11 protein-coding genes are annotated in these 16,264 nt (G+C 47.5%); 7 read left to right on the forward strand and 4 right to left on the reverse strand.

Annotated features, from left to right (window positions below):
• Positions 1-657: 657 nt before the first annotated feature.
• Positions 658-1,773, reverse strand: coding sequence for a carboxylate-amine ligase (locus tag EL633_RS29560; RefSeq protein WP_126630820.1), 1,116 nt, complete (start codon positions 1,771-1,773; stop codon positions 658-660).
• A gap of 204 nt (positions 1,774-1,977) precedes the next feature.
• On the opposite strand from EL633_RS29560, the gene EL633_RS29565 reads away from it, so the two are divergent.
• Together EL633_RS29565 and EL633_RS29570 are read left to right on the forward strand one after the other, a co-directional pair.
• Complete coding sequence (locus EL633_RS29565; protein WP_126630821.1) at positions 1,978-4,215, forward strand: FUSC family protein; 2,238 nt, start codon at positions 1,978-1,980, stop codon at positions 4,213-4,215.
• Positions 4,216-4,995: 780 nt separating this feature from the next.
• Positions 4,996-6,096, forward strand: coding sequence for a hypothetical protein (locus tag EL633_RS29570; RefSeq protein WP_126630822.1), 1,101 nt, complete (start codon positions 4,996-4,998; stop codon positions 6,094-6,096).
• A 103-nt stretch (positions 6,097-6,199) separates the two neighbouring features.
• Here EL633_RS29570 and EL633_RS29575 read toward each other — a convergent pair whose 3' ends face one another.
• The gene (locus tag EL633_RS29575) at positions 6,200-6,658 is read right to left on the reverse strand and encodes a nitroreductase family deazaflavin-dependent oxidoreductase (protein ID WP_161982534.1); all 459 of its coding nucleotides are present in this window, start codon (positions 6,656-6,658) and stop codon (positions 6,200-6,202) included.
• Between the two features lie 298 nt (positions 6,659-6,956).
• Positions 6,957-7,490, reverse strand: a complete 534-nt coding sequence (locus tag EL633_RS29580; protein WP_126630824.1) for a DUF1269 domain-containing protein — start codon at positions 7,488-7,490, stop codon at positions 6,957-6,959.
• 243 nt (positions 7,491-7,733) lie between these two features.
• Between EL633_RS29580 and EL633_RS29585 the strand changes: the two genes are divergently transcribed.
• From EL633_RS29585 to EL633_RS29600, 4 genes are all read left to right on the forward strand, one after another.
• Positions 7,734-8,750: an aldo/keto reductase gene (locus EL633_RS29585; protein ID WP_126630825.1), complete on the forward strand. Its 1,017-nt coding sequence runs from the start codon at positions 7,734-7,736 to the stop codon at positions 8,748-8,750.
• Between the two features lie 326 nt (positions 8,751-9,076).
• Positions 9,077-10,639, forward strand: a complete 1,563-nt coding sequence (locus EL633_RS29590) for a DEAD/DEAH box helicase (RefSeq protein ID WP_126630826.1) — start codon at positions 9,077-9,079, stop codon at positions 10,637-10,639.
• A 345-nt stretch (positions 10,640-10,984) separates the two neighbouring features.
• On the forward strand, positions 10,985-11,938 hold the full coding sequence (locus EL633_RS29595) for a GNAT family N-acetyltransferase (protein ID WP_161982535.1): 954 nt from the start codon (positions 10,985-10,987) through the stop codon (positions 11,936-11,938).
• Between the two features lie 286 nt (positions 11,939-12,224).
• Positions 12,225-12,956, forward strand: coding sequence for a 3-keto-5-aminohexanoate cleavage protein (locus tag EL633_RS29600; RefSeq protein ID WP_161982536.1), 732 nt, complete (start codon positions 12,225-12,227; stop codon positions 12,954-12,956).
• Between the two features lie 183 nt (positions 12,957-13,139).
• On the opposite strand, the gene EL633_RS29605 is transcribed toward EL633_RS29600, so the two are convergent.
• A complete protein-coding gene (locus EL633_RS29605) occupies positions 13,140-13,562 on the reverse strand; it encodes a hypothetical protein (RefSeq protein ID WP_126630829.1) in 423 nt (140 codons plus the stop codon).
• 659 nt (positions 13,563-14,221) lie between these two features.
• On the opposite strand from EL633_RS29605, the gene EL633_RS29610 reads away from it, so the two are divergent.
• Entirely contained in the window at positions 14,222-16,162 is a 1,941-nt protein-coding gene (locus tag EL633_RS29610; protein ID WP_218027612.1) for a pectate lyase-like domain-containing protein, read from the forward strand.
• Positions 16,163-16,264 lie beyond the last annotated feature (102 nt).

The following is a 16,264-nucleotide window of genomic DNA, read 5'->3' on the forward strand; positions in this document are numbered from 1 at the left end:
AAATCAGCTGATTACAATACCCATAAATACATACATATCAATATATAGCTTTTTGACTTCTTTGTTACCAGATATACGCTTTAAATCAAGCTCATTGTATGATGTATTTTTATGGCTGGCAAGAGGTAAGAATCCTCTCTACATAATGATCCACAAGAAAATACAGCTTCATTACCCTTGACAAGATTTTATAGCATAATGTAATATTTATAAAAGCTAATTGCAATAATAGTCAGTTAAGAAAAGCAAAGGATGGAACCAATGCAAAAACCGAATCCTTTTACAGCTGAAGAAAGTGCTAGAATCCGTTCAGAACGTGTCAGTCGACAGATGGCAAAATCGTCCAAAACTGAAAGTATTATACTCTGGATTGTATTTATTATTATAGTTGTAGCTTTGATAGTTTTCTATATGTTTATGCGTTAGTATGCAATATAGAAGTTCGTATAATAACATAAAGTAAGTATTCAGGTCTGTTTGATACCTGCGGTATCAAACAGACTTTTCTTGTGCTATTGCGGGGATTTGTCAGCACTGCCGACAAATCCCCGCAATAGCACAAGAATGCAGAAAGAGCCGCAATTTTCATAATTGCGGCTCTTTCTGCGTTTCTCAACGCCAGATTCACCCGGGTGAGTAGAGTTTCTAGAGGAGAATTTATTTAATTCCGGCTGCGGTCTCGGCTACGATAAAGTCAACCACTGCTTGCATATCACCGGTCATTTGATAGACAGCCCGCTGACGAGCGGCACCATTTCCTTCGCGCAACACACGCTCGACCAGCAGCGAAACCTCATCCCAGTCACCCTCAGCCTCCAGAGCAGGCCGCACAAAGGCGAGTAAACGCTGCACCAATTCAGGGGCAGGTATAACTTGTTGCTCATTCACATCGACCAATTTCTCATCCAGACCATAGCGGGCTGCACGCCAATGTGATGCACGCAAAAGGTCTTGATGGACATCAGCATATGGCGTACCCTTTAACTCTTCTTCATAGCAGGTCTGCACCAACGCACGGGCCAGGCCAGCTACCATGACGGCTTCATCAATCGTCAGACAAATATCGGTCACCCGGAACTCCAGCGTTGGATAACGCTCTGAGAGCCGCAGATCCCAGTATACTTTGGTGGGATCTTCAATACCACCAATCGCCACCAGCGAATGAATCAAGCCGTGGTAGGCTTCCAGTGAAGCAAAAAGAGGAGGCGGACCAGACAATGGCCAGCGCATCCAGACCTCGGTACGAAAACTGGCATAGCCGCTGTCCTCACCTAGCCAGAAAGGGGAATTGGCTGAAAGGGCCAGCAACGGAGAGAGCCAGGAACGCACCCGATTAAGGATAGCATGGCCAAAAGCAGGATCAGGCAGCCCAACATGCACATGGCACCCTTGAATTCCCTGCTCACGGGTAAGCTGTTGATACTGTTGCAACAACGACTGATAACGCTCTTTTGGCGTTACTTCTTGCGTATCCCAGTGGGAGAATGGATGTGTCCCTGCGGCGGCAATCTGTTTGCCTGCCGCTGCCGCTGCATCGATGAGAGAACGGCGCTGCTGAACTAACGACCGACGGATATCTGCCAGAGTAGCACATACAGGGGAGACACTCTCCACCTGCGATAATTGTAGCTCTGGCTGAATCTGTTCACCTAATTGGGCCTGTGCCCTGGACAGCACAGTCTTCGCTGACGAGGACAATTCCCGCGTCTCAGGGTCAATGATAAAATATTCTTCTTCTATTCCTAGTGTAAAACCGGGTGCATCTGATGGCATCCTGATTGACTCCTCCATTTGCTGCATACAAAATGGGACACATTCTCACTCTATAATGAGAGCTTTATGTATATACGAATGAAGCTGTCTCAAAGATGAGTTTGCTCAGGGGAGATGTATCGTTATCGGGCCAATTATCGTGAAAAATAATAAGGTGTAGAAAGAAAGAAACAGCTAGTATTTGGTGGCAAGAACTAAAAATCTATGGAATCAACAACAGGAACTGTAGGAAAAAAGAAACATTCCAAAAATAATATACGGGTCCAAAGCCAATCCTGGCTCAAGGCTCTCCAGCATGCCTTGAAGATGGTCTTTCAACTCGATCGCTCTCAGCTCGTTATTACTCGTTCAATTATCAGTACCTTCGCCTTTGTGCTGCCACTGGCAATTGGTATCATGACAGGACATATCATCGAAGGCGTCTCCATCGCGGGTGGTGCATCGAGCCTGGGTACTGTCAGCCTGACGGCAACACATAGCATACGCCTGCGTACTATGCTATTGGCCGCTCTGGGAGTAGCTATCTCAGCGTGCATAGGCGCGCTGACCGAACCATATCCGTGGCTTTCAATCCTGGCGATCGGTCTCTGGAGTTTTGCGACAGGCCTGTTCATAGTCATCAGCTTGAATGCGATGATTATTGGACTTCAATCAACTATCGCGATGATTATTTTAACACACTTTACGCTCAGTCCTGTACAGGCCTTACTCCAGGCTCTGTTGATGTTCATTGGAGCACTACTGCAAATAGCACTTTCGCTTGTTCCATTCAGACAACAAGTTGGCTCAGAGAGTAGCGTACTCACCAACACCTACCAGGCTCTGTCTGACTATGCCAGCGATACCAATGATATTGACAACATACGTCAGACTGATACAGAGTTGAACCACGCTGAAGAAACATTTACATCAAATAAGCCGGTTGGCAAAAAAGCCAAAATATATTATCGTCTGTTTGAGCAAGCCACCAGTATTCGCTTACGCTTAACCATCCTCAATGATGCGCTGGATTTATTTGCCTATTACCAGGATAAGCAACACACACACAAAAATGACAGTATCAAACAAGAAATAGCAGCGATATTGCAAAGTATTGCTGACGGTATTCAGCAAAGAACAGCCTTGAACAAACTAGCGAAACACTATGCAGCCGCCGATGCATTGATCAAAGAACTTGTGGAGCAAGAGCCTGATAATTACCGCTTACAACAAATCAAAATACATTATAAAGCTTTACGTAACTACTTACATAGTGCTGACAAGCAAGCACGCTTGTTACATAAAAGCAATAAAATCCTCTCCTGGCATGTCCATCTACCACACTGGCATTTGCGTCTACCCAGACATCCTGGGATTCAATTCAAAAATCCATTCTCAACGATTCAGGCCAATTTCACCCTCCATTCTACGGCTTTTCGACACGCCGTCAGGCTGGCGATTCTTATGGTCATCGCCTCCATTATCTATCGCTTTTCGCCTATTGAGCGTAGCTACTGGATACCGATTTCAGCGATACTTGTACTCCGACCAGACTTTTCAACGACTTTTACTCGCGGTATTGCACGCCTGCTCGGAACAATTCTAGGAGTATTGACTATTTCAGTACTCCTGGACTTCCTATCGCCGACCTATGGGACGCTGCTCATTGTAGAGGTTATTGCAGCCTTCGGTGCCTATGCCCTGCTGATTGTTAACTATGGCCTTTTTTCTTATTTTGTAACGATCGAAATTATTGTGCTCTTAACCTTTGTTGATAAACATATCATTGAACTGGGTTTTTATCGCATCATTGATACTATCATCGGTGGCATACTTGCATTACTAGTCTATCTTTGCTGGCCGACCTGGGAACATCTCAGGATATCCACATATATCGCCGACAGATTAGAGACACTACAACACTACTACGCAAGAGTCATGGACGCATATATCGACCCTGACCACTATGATCCCGAGGATATTCACCAGGCCCGTAAGCAGGCACACCTGGCACGGACAAATGCCGAAGCAGCAATCAATCGAGCCCTTAACGAGCCAGAGAGATATCCTTTCGACAAAAATATTAGCCAGGGACTCATTGCCAATGCCGATCAATTAGCCAAAAACCTCATCGCTCTTGAAGCATATTTACTAAACATGCCCTCACATTCGCCTCTCACTGTCCTCACTCCGCTTAAAAACACCATCACAGCCGCACTGGACACAATTGCACAATCTCTGCATGGTGAACAAATGGCGGTCGAGCCAATGTCCAAGATAGAAAACATACTGCCCCGTTTAGAAGCCAGACGTAATGAGTTACGCAACCAGGACAAAGCAGCGTTTACCGACCTGAGCTTTGTGCTTTATAAATCCAAACAAATCATCTCCAACCTCAAAACCATGCAACAACTGCTCTATACGCAAGTTGAAGCCAGACAGACCGGCGAACTGAGTGCCTGATCACCCATTATTTTCGAACCCACGTTCCCCTTTTTGCACAAAATCCAGCTAAGCTCAACTTTGTACATTTTTCGCTCTTTGAGCTGAGAAAGGTCCTGATTATCTCATTCTGAGAGCTCCTTTCTCGACTTTTGTACAAAATCCAGCTAAGCTCAACTTTGTACATTTTTCGCTCTTTGAGCTGAGAAAGGTCCTGGATTGTCTCATTCTGCGAACTCATTTCTCGACTTTTGTACAAAGTCGAGCTAAGATACTGCTTGTTTCCCACTCTCATTGAGGAGTGTGCCACCAGCAACACTCGGGCCTTTAAGGCCCGCCATTCCATTTTTTGCAGGTGGCGTTTGATTGGGCGCAGTACGCCCAATCAAACGCCACCTGCAAAAGAACTATTGGAGCGCTTTAGCGCCCGAGTGTGGCTGAACATACCCTCACCAGCGACAGCATATAACACATAAAACCCAGACTTTTATCCAACAAACTAACCTGTGCTCCAATATTGTCACAAAATAACCTTTATTCTATGAGATAAGTACTATATCTCATAACTATTGACAAATATATAATTCATTGGTAGTATTCGCGAAGGAGCACCTATTTCTCTATGCTTGACTTTTAAGCAGCATTTTTATCACTGACGATAGCTTAATGGCTTATTTGTTTCTCACATGATATCCGCTTGTTTTCCCTACTATTGCCATAAGAACAAGCATAACAGGTAAATAGGCGAGAGCATGCTGGTAGATATCCAGCAACTACATACAGATAAGGAGTGCTCTTGGCATGGATGTAAAGAGACCAGCGGGCAATCGCCGCTACACGAAGTTTCCAGGTCCTGTACCTTTTGCGGCCCCAGAGCAAGAAAAGAAGAGCATCTTGTCATGGTGGTATCGACTTGTTGAGCCAGACAAAAACAGCGTCAACATCAATGACGATCCACTTAATCGCACGCGCATCGCCAGTATCTTGCTTTTAGTATCCTTTTTAACCTGTATCGCCTTTATACCCTCAGGATTAACAAGTACCAACTACCATGTTTTGCCTCCAGTACTCGGATTGATGGTGGTCACAATAATCGCAATGTTTCTAAACAAGTTCGGCAAAGTGCAGGCATTAGGACTTCTACTGGTCATTGCAGTCGATGCAGCGTTAGTCTCGGTTATGCTTACGTATCCAAACTTTGAGCTTACGCAGAACGCCGTGCCAATCTACGATTTATTTGTCCTATCCATCATTATTGCAGTATCTTTTCTGCCGGTCAGGAGCGTTTTATATATAGCGGTTTTCAACTGCTCATTCATCTGCTTAGATTTATTTATACAACCCCATACCCCTGATCTCCATCAGGTCTTAATCGAGACCTCTTACACCATTCTGATACGTCCACTCGCTATCCAGATCATCGTTGCCTTTGTTACCTATCTGTGGGTACGTAACGCAACCAGAGCTATCGAGCGGGCCAATCAGGCTGAACTGGTCGCTCAATTGGAAAGCCAGATGGCCCAACAGAAAAAAGAGCTTGACATCGGCATTCAGATACTCCTACAAACACTGGTAGAGGCTGCCAACGGCAACCTCAATGTACGCGCACCATATAGCCAGGAAAACATGCTCTGGCAGGTTGGCAGTGCTGTCAACATGCTCATCTCACGCCTACAACGAACAGCTCTCAATGAGCAGGAATTAAAAAAGCTCAAAAGTGAGCTGATCCGCTTAATCCATAGTGTCCGTGAAAGCAAGCGTGCGCAAAGTCCCATCTACCATATGCCTGGTGGTACTGACCTTGATCCACTCATCAGTGAGTTGCTCGGGAGCAACCTATCGCAAACATCTTCCTCAACCTCAACCCACACTATCCCTAAACGCTACCCAAATGAGAGGTAACGTTGCAAAGGACACACCAGCGATTTGCCAGAACAAAGATCTGCCAACAAGCATGTCAGCAGATCTTTGCCTTGTGAGGAACCATACAGAGGTTAGATAAATATTAGGCAACACGCGTAAGGATTATCACAGGAATCTCGCGGTCCGTCTTTTTCTGATATCCTCCATAATTAGGAGCCTGCGCAACAATACGCGGCCAGAGGATCGCGCGTTCCTGTGCATCCGCCGTCTTCGCTCGTACAGAAATCTTCTGGCGCCCAACCTCAATTTTGGCTTCAGGATTGGCAACCAAATTGAGCCACCAGGTTGGAGCCCGGTCGGAGCCTCCATTACTGGCAATCAAGATATAGCGCTCACCATCAGGAATATAGGTTAGTGGTGTCACACGAGGCTCCCCACTTTTACGTCCAATCGTTGTTAAAATTAAAGCGGGCAGTCCAATCAATTTACCACCAATCGCCCCACCAGTTAGACGATAAAGCGAAACGTGCCCATTCATAAAAAGTCGCGCCAAAGTACGTGGGATACCTGCTGATCCAGATGTTTTCTGCTCACTGACCATAGCCGTCATCTCCTTCAGGTTTCTATATAAAGAACTACATAGCAGTTAACACTAGCGTATCTTCCCAGGAAGAAAGATGTCAATCTGTTCTTGCTCATACTCGTTCCCTGCCGGGAAACTGCTTTTTTATGCTGATGTTTTTCCATTGTTATGTGGGAAATATGTATATGCACATTTCCCACATAACAATGGAAAAACATCATCATATGATTAAATGATTAAACACAAAAGAATCGTGCTATGATTAAACGCAAAAGACTCCTTCCTTTTTGTAGGGAAGGAGTCTTCTAGAGTAAGGTTAACTTACTATACTATGAGATTTGAGTTTGCCTTCATCTTCTGCGTGCTGTACGGCATCCTGGACATCAGAGGCGGTCTTGGCGGGAACCTGGTAGCCTGTGATAGCGGTACCACCCAGACGATTCAGCTCAACGGATACCATTGGTACCTCATATTCATCACAAAGAATTGCCAGAGCTGCCTTGCCCTCTTTCACTTTAGTCGCTATTTTATCAACATCTTCGCGCTTGATACCCTTTAACCAGGCGGCGGCCAATCCGGAAGCCGCACCAAAGACCGGCAGTAACACACCTCCGGTCAGAGGAACAAGCAACAGGCCGATCAAAGTGCCTTTCTTCCAATCAAACTTTGAGCTCTGCTCATGTTTAATCTTCCCATCAGTATCCTTGTAGATAATAGCGCTACCGCCTAGCTTCACATCAGGTTGCGCCTCATCCCACATCTCGATATCCTTCTGAGCCTGCTTCGCTTTAGCTAGATTATCAAACACACTGACAACAAGCTGATTGTTTTTATCAGGCTTCATAGACATATTTTTTCTCCTTGGATGGGAACGTCGGTTACAAAAACAATCTACCAACGACTACCCAGATATAGTAGCTCATAAAAGAACGTATGCCTTCAACCAAAAGTTGGAATAAACATACTGAGTATCTATGCCAAGTCTTGATACCCTGGATATGGTTGCCACTTGGACACAGGTGTACAGTAAAGAGAAGAGTAGACTTTTCTCTTGAGACAGATCATACCTCGATCCCTAAAAAGGAGAGTGCGCATGGAACAAGTATTCATAGAACAACCCGAAGTATTTAATGAGAATCGTTATGAGCAGATGCACTATCATCGTTGTGGAAACTCAGGGTTGCAATTGTCAGCTATCTCGCTGGGAGCTCATGAAACGTATGGGAGTTATCGGGATGAAGCCGCTGCACGTTCTTGTCTCTACCGTGCGTTTGATCTGGGCATTACCCACTTTGATCTGGCCAATAACTATGGTCGCCCTCCCGGAGCCGCCGAGCAACTGATTGGAAAAATACTTAAGGCGATGCCACGTGATGAGCTCCTGGTTTCGTCTAAAGCTGGCTATCGGATGTGGGAAGGACCATATGGGGAAGGGCTCACGAAGAAATCTCTGGTGGCCAGTCTGGATCAATCCTTACGCCGATTACAACTGGACTATGTCGATATATTCTACGCCCATAGACCAGATCCACACACACCTTTGGAAGAAACACTGGTGGCTCTGGACCAGCTTGTCCGCCAGGGGAAGGTGCTCTATATCGGGGTCAGCAATTTTTCCGGAGCACAATTGGAACAGGCTATTCAGGTCGCCCAACATATGCATCTCACCAGGATCCTGATCCATCAACAACGCTATAATATTTTTGAACGTCGCTGCGAACAGGACCTGTTCGAGCACACGCGCAGTAATGGCGTTGGCGTGATCGCGTTTAGTCCACTTTCAAAGGGTTTGCTCTCTGACAAATATCTGGGGGAGGAGTTGCCAGCCGAGTCGCGAGCTACACATGTATGGGGCAAAAAAAGCCTTGAAAATGTGGCCAGTACGGAGAAGCGCGAAAAAGTACGCCGCCTCAATACGATCGCCCGGCAACGTGGACAAACATTGCCACAGATGGCCATCGCCTGGAGCCTGCACCATCCCGCCGTCAACAGTGTCCTGATCGGAGCCTCACGCATCGAGCAGATTGAAGAAAATGTAGCCGCCCTTGAGCAGTTAGACTTTAGCTCCGATGAAATACAAGCGATTAACCATATAACCGACCATGATTGAGCGCATGGAAGCCGCATTCAGGCCATCTGCCTTTATTAACTTGACAAACCCCATGCAATGAAATATAATCACAGAGTTATGAATGTTTGCATGGCCTGGAACAGACTACTCACATCTACTGTTCCCCGGTAAAGACACTAAAGGGCTTTGAGCAATCCTCTATAGATAAATCTCTTCCTGCACTCACGTTCGTACCTGATATCAGCAAGCAGCATTGCTCTCGTATCCTACTACGGTCTGCTCCTGATACTCCCTGCTGACACTTATTACTCCAGGGAGACGTTGCGCGTCCACAAAGGCGCATATGGTCGAAAGGATTTTTTTTCATGCCATCATTTCAGGATTTTTCTTTGCATGCTGCTACGCGCGCTGTACTGGCAAAAATGGAGATTACAGAGCCAACCCCTATTCAGGCCCAGGCTATCCCAGCTTTACTGGCTGGCAGTGATCTCGTAGGACAGTCGGCGACCGGCTCAGGAAAAACGCTGGCTTATAGTCTGCCGCTGGTACAACGCATCAGTGATAAACGTGTCGTTCAAGCTCTGGTAATCGTACCTACTCGCGAACTGGCAGTTCAGGTCAATGCAGTCTTAAGTAAACTGGCCGCCAGCCGTCGTATGACTACCGCATTATTGGTCGGAGGTCGTCCTTATAATAGCCAGATGTCTGCACTCAGATATGGATCGCAGATTATCGTCGGTACACCAGGACGCATCCAGGATCATTTAGAGCGCGGTACACTCGTACTCAGTCAGTTACGCATCTGCGTACTTGATGAGGCAGACCAGATGCTAGACAGCGGTTTCGCACCTGCAATTGAAGAAATACTGGCAACCACACCCGATACACGACAAATGGCTCTATTTTCAGCCACTATGCCTACCTGGGTCGCTAAAATCCAGGAGAAATTCCTGAAGGATCCAGTCAAAGTATCTATCACACTTGCCGACGGTGGTCAGAGTACCATCGAGCAGATTGCCTATCAGGTTCCTCAGGAACAGAAAATGGCCGCGCTTTGCACCCTATTGAACTCAGCTGAAGGTGAAAGTAGCTTGATTTTTGGTAAAACTAAATTTGGCGTTGAGAAGCTCGGCAAACAACTCAGCAAGCTTGGCTTCACCGTTGGTACATTGCACGGCAATAAGAGCCAGCGCGCTCGTGAAGAGGTGCTCAGTGCCTTCCGCCATGGACAGGTACAGACCTTGCTGGCGACCAATGTCGCAGCCCGTGGACTGGATATTCAGGGGATCGCACAGGTTATCAACTATGAGCTGCCAGAATCCAGCGAACTCTTTACACACCGTATCGGTCGTACCGGTCGCATGGGCCGCCAGGGCCGCGCGATTACGCTGCTGGCACCATCTGATGTACGCAAATGGCGCCGCATGTCCCAGAATTTGGGTCAGGCGGTCTCGCTGGAGCGCCTGACAATCGCTGAAGATGCATTGGAGGCGAAACCATTCGTCAGACCAGTAGCTCCAGTGATCGAGGAGCCAATGCAGAGACGTGAGCGTCCAGCAACCCGCGATCGCCAACAGTCTTTCTCCACACAGGAGCGAGGACCACGAACACGAACGTCACGTGATAGTTATGCAATGTTGGAAAACACTCGACAGCCCAGACAGCGCTTTGTCAGTGATGCGCCAGAGTGGGAGTCTGAAGACGTCTCACGTCCACGGCACCCAGGTGCTGGCAATGCTCGCAACGGCCGCCGAGGAACAGGCCGCCCGGCTCGCTTTGGCAGATCTCAGAGTACCTATAAGGAAAAAGATCATGCCTTTGCCGTGCCTGAGTCCCAGTTCCAGGCAGAGCCCAGGAAAAAGTCCAAAGTAGTGACTTCAAATCCTGCTCGCCGCGCAGCTGCTGCGAACCGTTCTGGTCGCCGCTAAGGATTTTCAGTAGTTAATAAGCATTCACACAGACCTGAGTATGTCGTAAAACTGCTCTTCCTTCATCTCTCTAATCACTTAAGTAGCAAAGTTACAAGCAACCATCATCCCTTTCTTCGGTCTCCTCTCTCGCTTGTCATTTCTGTGTGCTTGTGATAAAGTTTTTATACCCCCTCCCACGGGGTGCGGGTATAACCACAAAGAATGTGATATATTAGAGATCTACAGACTAAATCATTTTAAATGGCGATAACAATTAAAATCATCTATCGAAAAAGATCGACATAAAGGGAGCAATAAGCAGAAATGGATAGCACACCAAAGGATATCGAGGATATAGAGAGGATGTCACTATTTTCAGCACAAGATCATAATCCTGATGGAGTAAAAATGGTGCGTGTTTCAGGAGAGGGTGATATCGCGACCCTGGAGCATATCTGGGGAACATCACAGGACGCTGACGAGGCCGCCTTCCGGCCACGCACCGGTTGGTGGTCCTTGAATGCCTGGGCCACCAATAGTTGGCTCCTCCTAAAGAATGGCACAGCCATTGGTGTGGCGGCTATTCATAACATCCCAGATGAAGATGATGTAGAGGCGCGACTTGCTCTCCTACCTGAATTCAGGCAAAATACGCTGGCACTATTACTGGTCGATCATGTACGGCTAACAGTACAAACAGGATCAAACATACGGCTACGCATTCCTACGTCCTCCAGCGCGATCTGGGCAAAAACGGCATTGCAGAAAAGAAATTTTATACTCCTGCGTACAGGCCATATGATGTCACGAGCAGTTCCAACCAGTCCATTACCGCTCCGCAAGGTCGAGGGTATCACTGTGCGTACCTTGCGTAAAGGTGAAGAGGCAACACTACTGGAAACGTTGAACCGTGCCTGGGAAACCACCTGGAACTATCATCCGATTCCGATGGACGCGCTCCTCAGTGATCTTGAAGGCAACCGACAAGGTTTCTTTGTTGCCGTTGACCAAACTGACGATACTCGCATGATGGGTACGATCCATGTATTATTCAATCGTGATGCCGACAATACAGATGATCAAACATCGGCCTGGATCTCTAATTTAACTGTAGATCCTACCCAGCGTGGTAAGGGGACGGGACGTATGTTGATGACCATCGCATTAAATTATCTTCACCAGCAGGGAGCCACTACGGTTACACTTGGAGTAGATGGCGGTGCCGTCGCCCCTGTCTCCCTTTACCGCTCGATGGGCTTCGAGCCAATCCGCACCTTTGAGCGCTGGGAGTTAGATATCACAACCGCTCAACCATAGCCAGTATCGGTGCCGAGAAGCGTTTGGGTACGCTACTTAATCAGGCTACCCAAACGCTTCTCGGTAGCTCTATGCCACCATCCGTTCAATCCGAGAGTATCAAAAGTTCCTGTACAGGGAATCCGCAATACTGCTATACATCAAGCCATGCAATTCTGTGTAGTGTGTTGCGAATCTTAGACAAATCAGGTATGCTTTTTGCGGCGAAAATAGCAAAAATAGCCCATCAAGAGATGCTCAAGCGCATAGTTTGGGTGTGATATATGATCAGAAAAGGAGCTATGAATTGTTAATCCAAGCATGCCTTAATGGAAGCAGAGAACCTGGAGCACATCCAGCACTGCCTTTGACTCCAGAGGAACTGGCGAGAGATGCAGAAACTGTAGTGGCAAAGGGGGCGCAAGCACTTCATATTCATCCTCGGCAGGCCGATGGGAAACAATCACTTCTCCCACAGGATATAGCGGCCGCGCTGACCGCTGTTCGTGCGCGCTGTCCCGGTATCGCAGTCGGTGTGAGTACGGGTATCTGGATTGAGCCGGATCTCTCGCTGCGGTTGCGCAATATTCAGGACTGGCGAGTTTTGCCTGATTTCGCATCGGTCAACTTTTCTGAACAAGGTGTCGCCGATCTCTGCCAAGCTTTGCGTAATCTGGGAGTAGGAATAGAAGCGGGTATCTCAAGCGCAGCAGAAGTTGAACTGCTACAAAAACTTGGTCTACGTGAACAATGTCTGCGTATCTTGATCGAGCCAGCAGAAACTGAAACCGAAGCAGCCATGAATACTATAGCTGAAATCATTTATGCGCTCAACCAGACAAATCTTCAGTTACCTAGATTATTACACGGCACTGAGAGCACAACCTGGCCCATCCTCGATGTTGCACTGACTTATGGCTATGATATACGCATCGGTCTGGAGGATACTCTTACCTTGCCCGATGGCGGACAAACCCAGGGAAATGCCGAACTCGTCTCTCTTGCCATGAAGCAAGCCACCATCATCAAAGAAGGCTAAACAACCTGGACCAAACATTGAATACGTGCTTGATCTGCATGCTCCCTGATTCTCCCCCCAGGGCATTCAACTCTGCAATCATCAAAAGTGGTATTATATATGATGTCATAAAATATAAAATACATTTTATGACATCATATATAAAAAGCTCCTGCTTGACTTTAAGTTTATTTAGAAGGACCTTCAATGAGATCGCTGCGACTCTTGCATTAGCGCAAGAATAGGAACAAAAAGTGGCAGCAGCAACAACCACATCGATTGGAATGTATATCTCCTTGCATCAATCTCCTTATTTTCAAGTTCAACCGCGACCTCCTGCCGGGACTCCTGATGCCTGGCAATAACAATGCTATAAAGTAATAACGTCACGTAGTTCAGAGCAATCCATGCCAGCATTACTCCTATAAGGAGCGTAAAAAGCGGATGATTAGGGTTTTGAAAAAATGAAACAAGGCTAAAAACTCCAAAGCCCGCACAAAAAATCACTGCCAGCCCAAATTCGATCAGCACAAATCGAGGACCATGCAAGACCATATCAAGGGCTGCCAGCTTACGTATATTGATAAAAGTTTCTTTTCTGGTTACCTGAGGTTGCCAATCTGACATATAATCTCCTTTTTCTCCTATGAAGAGATAGTCATAAGATGCATGCTGTGTCCCGGATATAAGAACAAGTTATATATTTTGAAAAGAATATCTGCCTGACGCTAATAATATATAACAATTATACCACTAAATGATTTACACGGATTTTATATATTTATTGATATAGCTCATTACTAATTGTTAAATACATGTAAAAAACGCGCACATATAGCCGAGCAAATCGATCAAATTCCAGGGCTTTTTAATTTTCAGCCGGGAGTAACTGTCAGGCAAATCACATACAGAGTATTTCTGGTGTAGTGTGTATTCTGTGGGCGGCCGTGGCCGCCCACAGAACCAGACTCCGGCGCCGTAGGCGCCAGGAAGAGGAAAATTAAAAAGTCCTGATCAAATTCAAACATACATTGTATAAACCGGTTTCTCATGCTATACTATGAGATATTCGGGCTAAATAGTTTATAAAGTCCATTATAAATCAAATGATTTCGATATGGATATTAAAGAGCAGGACCAGACTAGATCGCCTGAAAAGCCCGCGCTCTATGGAAACCCGAGGCTGACGTACCAGTTCGGGCAAATACCTGGTATGGCAGTGCAGTCAAATGAACAGGTGCAGGCGCCGCATGGTGGCGGCAAATTAGAGATAAGGAGATGAGGAGATGAACTTACTCACGTTCCTTCCCCGCTGGCATTGGAAGCCAGATACATGGCGGACGCAGCATGCCCACACCACGAGTAGACAGCTACGTCGTTGTTCAATTTTCGCCGTATGTGCCTTTGTGGCCTTCGCATGCGTGTTGACTACCAGCAACGTCAGCACAGCACTGGCGGCTCCTCCGACGTCGCCCGGCCAACCCGACTTCGGCTCAAATGTCTATATCTTCAACCCCAGTATGCCACTAAGCGATATTCAGGCAACGGTCGATATGGTGGCAAATCAGCAGATCTCCAACCAGTTTGGCACGCAACGCTATGCCCTGCTATTCGAACCTGGCACCTATGGATCCAGTACGGCTCCGCTCAATTTTCAGGTCGGCTACTATACTACTGTGGCAGGACTTGGCCTCTCGCCGAACGATGTTACCATTAACGGATCTATTGATGTGCGTAATCAGTGCTTCGGTGCCAACAACTGTATCGCGCTCGACAACTTCTGGCGCTCGTTGTCGAACCTGAGCATCAATGTGACGACGCCAAACGCCGGCTGCTATAGCGGCGAATTCTGGGCAGTGTCACAGGCCGCACCGATGCGTCGTGTCCACATCAATGGGGCCACCACTCTGATGGACTATTGTACTTCCCCTTCATATGCGAGTGGCGGTTTTATCGCCGATTCGCAGTTTGATGGCGGCACCGTCATCAATGGTTCACAACAGCAGTGGCTGGTCAGAAATAGTCAGCTCGATGGCTGGACCAATGGTGTCTGGAATCAGGTATTTTCGGGGGTGACAAATGCGCCGGCCCAATGTTTTCCTGCTCAAACATCGTGCGGTGGACCATATACCACTCTGGCAACCAGTCCGGTGACACGCGAGGCACCATATTTATATATGGGGGCAGATAAACAGTACAACGTCTTCGTGCCTTCGGTACAGCACAACTCCACAGGCACAACATGGGGTAGTGGGGCAACACCCGGCTCATCCATTTCCCTCAAAAAATTCTTTATCGCCCGCCCTACAGACTCCGCTGAGAAAATCAATGCTGCTCTGGAGTCCGGCAGGAACCTGATCCTGACACCCGGCATCTATCATCTAAAGCAGAGCCTCAAGGTCACACGGCCCGATACAGTAGTACTCGGACTCGGTTTCCCAACCCTGATCCCTGATAAGGGCAATACGGCAATGACTGTCGATAGTGCCAGAGGGGTTATGCTCTCAGGAATACTCTTCGACGCAGGTGCTAAAAACTCACGGGTACTGCTACAGATTGGCAGTGATCATGAGCGCGACGACCATGGCCACGAACGCGGTGATCAGAATGCATCTGATCCGACAACCCTATCGGATGTGTTCTTCCGCATTGGCGGAGCGCAGCCTGGTAGCGCCACAACCAGTCTGATCGTTAACAGTAACAATGTCATCCTTGATGATATCTGGGCATGGCGCGCAGACCACGGCAATGGCGTCGGCTGGACAAGCAATACTGCCGATACCGGTGTCATTGTCAACGGCAACAATGTGACCGCATATGGCCTATTCGTCGAGCACTACCAGAAATATGAGGTCATCTGGAACGGAAATGGTGGCACAGACATTTTCTTCCAGAACGAAATGCCCTACGATCCACCCAGCCAGGCGGCCTGGATGGAGGCTCCCGGTGTCGACGGCTGGGCAGCCTTCAAGATTGCCAATACCGTCACCAGTTTCAACGGCTATGGCATGGCCAGCTATAACTTCTTCAATCAGGGTGTGGACATCTATGCCGCCCACGCATTTGAAGTTCCCAGCACGCTGCCAGCCTCAAGCCTCCACGATCTGCTCACCATCTTCCTCTCCACATCTGGATCTGGTGGTACCCAACACGTCGTCAACGATACCGGTGGATCAGCCACCAGCGCCAATCCAGACGTCCCAGTCACCGTAGTAAGTTACCCATAATAGTTTGAAACCCTCTAGCCCCTCTCCTGTCTGACAACGGGAGAGGGGATTATGTGCCACTTCTAAGGCTTTCAGTCTATCAGGAGCAAAGCGGGGTGCAGG

It is taken from the genome of Dictyobacter alpinus (assembly GCF_003967575.1).
Taxonomy (GTDB): Bacteria; Chloroflexota; Ktedonobacteria; order Ktedonobacterales; family Ktedonobacteraceae; genus Dictyobacter; species Dictyobacter alpinus.

Bases quoted from the DNA above. Each gene is read 5' to 3' on its own strand.
- EL633_RS29560 (WP_126630820.1), bottom strand. From the start codon at position 1,773: ATGCCATCAGATGCACCCGGTTTTACACTAGGAATAGAAGAAGAATAT.
- EL633_RS29565 (WP_126630821.1), top strand. From the start codon at position 1,978: ATGGAATCAACAACAGGAACTGTAGGAAAAAAGAAACATTCCAAAAAT.
- EL633_RS29570 (WP_126630822.1), top strand. From the start codon at position 4,996: ATGGATGTAAAGAGACCAGCGGGCAATCGCCGCTACACGAAGTTTCCA.
- EL633_RS29575 (WP_161982534.1), bottom strand. From the start codon at position 6,658: ATGGTCAGTGAGCAGAAAACATCTGGATCAGCAGGTATCCCACGTACT.
- EL633_RS29580 (WP_126630824.1), bottom strand. From the start codon at position 7,490: ATGTCTATGAAGCCTGATAAAAACAATCAGCTTGTTGTCAGTGTGTTT.
- EL633_RS29585 (WP_126630825.1), top strand. From the start codon at position 7,734: ATGGAACAAGTATTCATAGAACAACCCGAAGTATTTAATGAGAATCGT.
- EL633_RS29590 (WP_126630826.1), top strand. From the start codon at position 9,077: ATGCCATCATTTCAGGATTTTTCTTTGCATGCTGCTACGCGCGCTGTA.
- EL633_RS29595 (WP_161982535.1), top strand. From the start codon at position 10,985: ATGTCACTATTTTCAGCACAAGATCATAATCCTGATGGAGTAAAAATG.
- EL633_RS29605 (WP_126630829.1), bottom strand. From the start codon at position 13,562: ATGTCAGATTGGCAACCTCAGGTAACCAGAAAAGAAACTTTTATCAAT.
- EL633_RS29610 (WP_218027612.1), top strand. From the start codon at position 14,222: ATGAACTTACTCACGTTCCTTCCCCGCTGGCATTGGAAGCCAGATACA.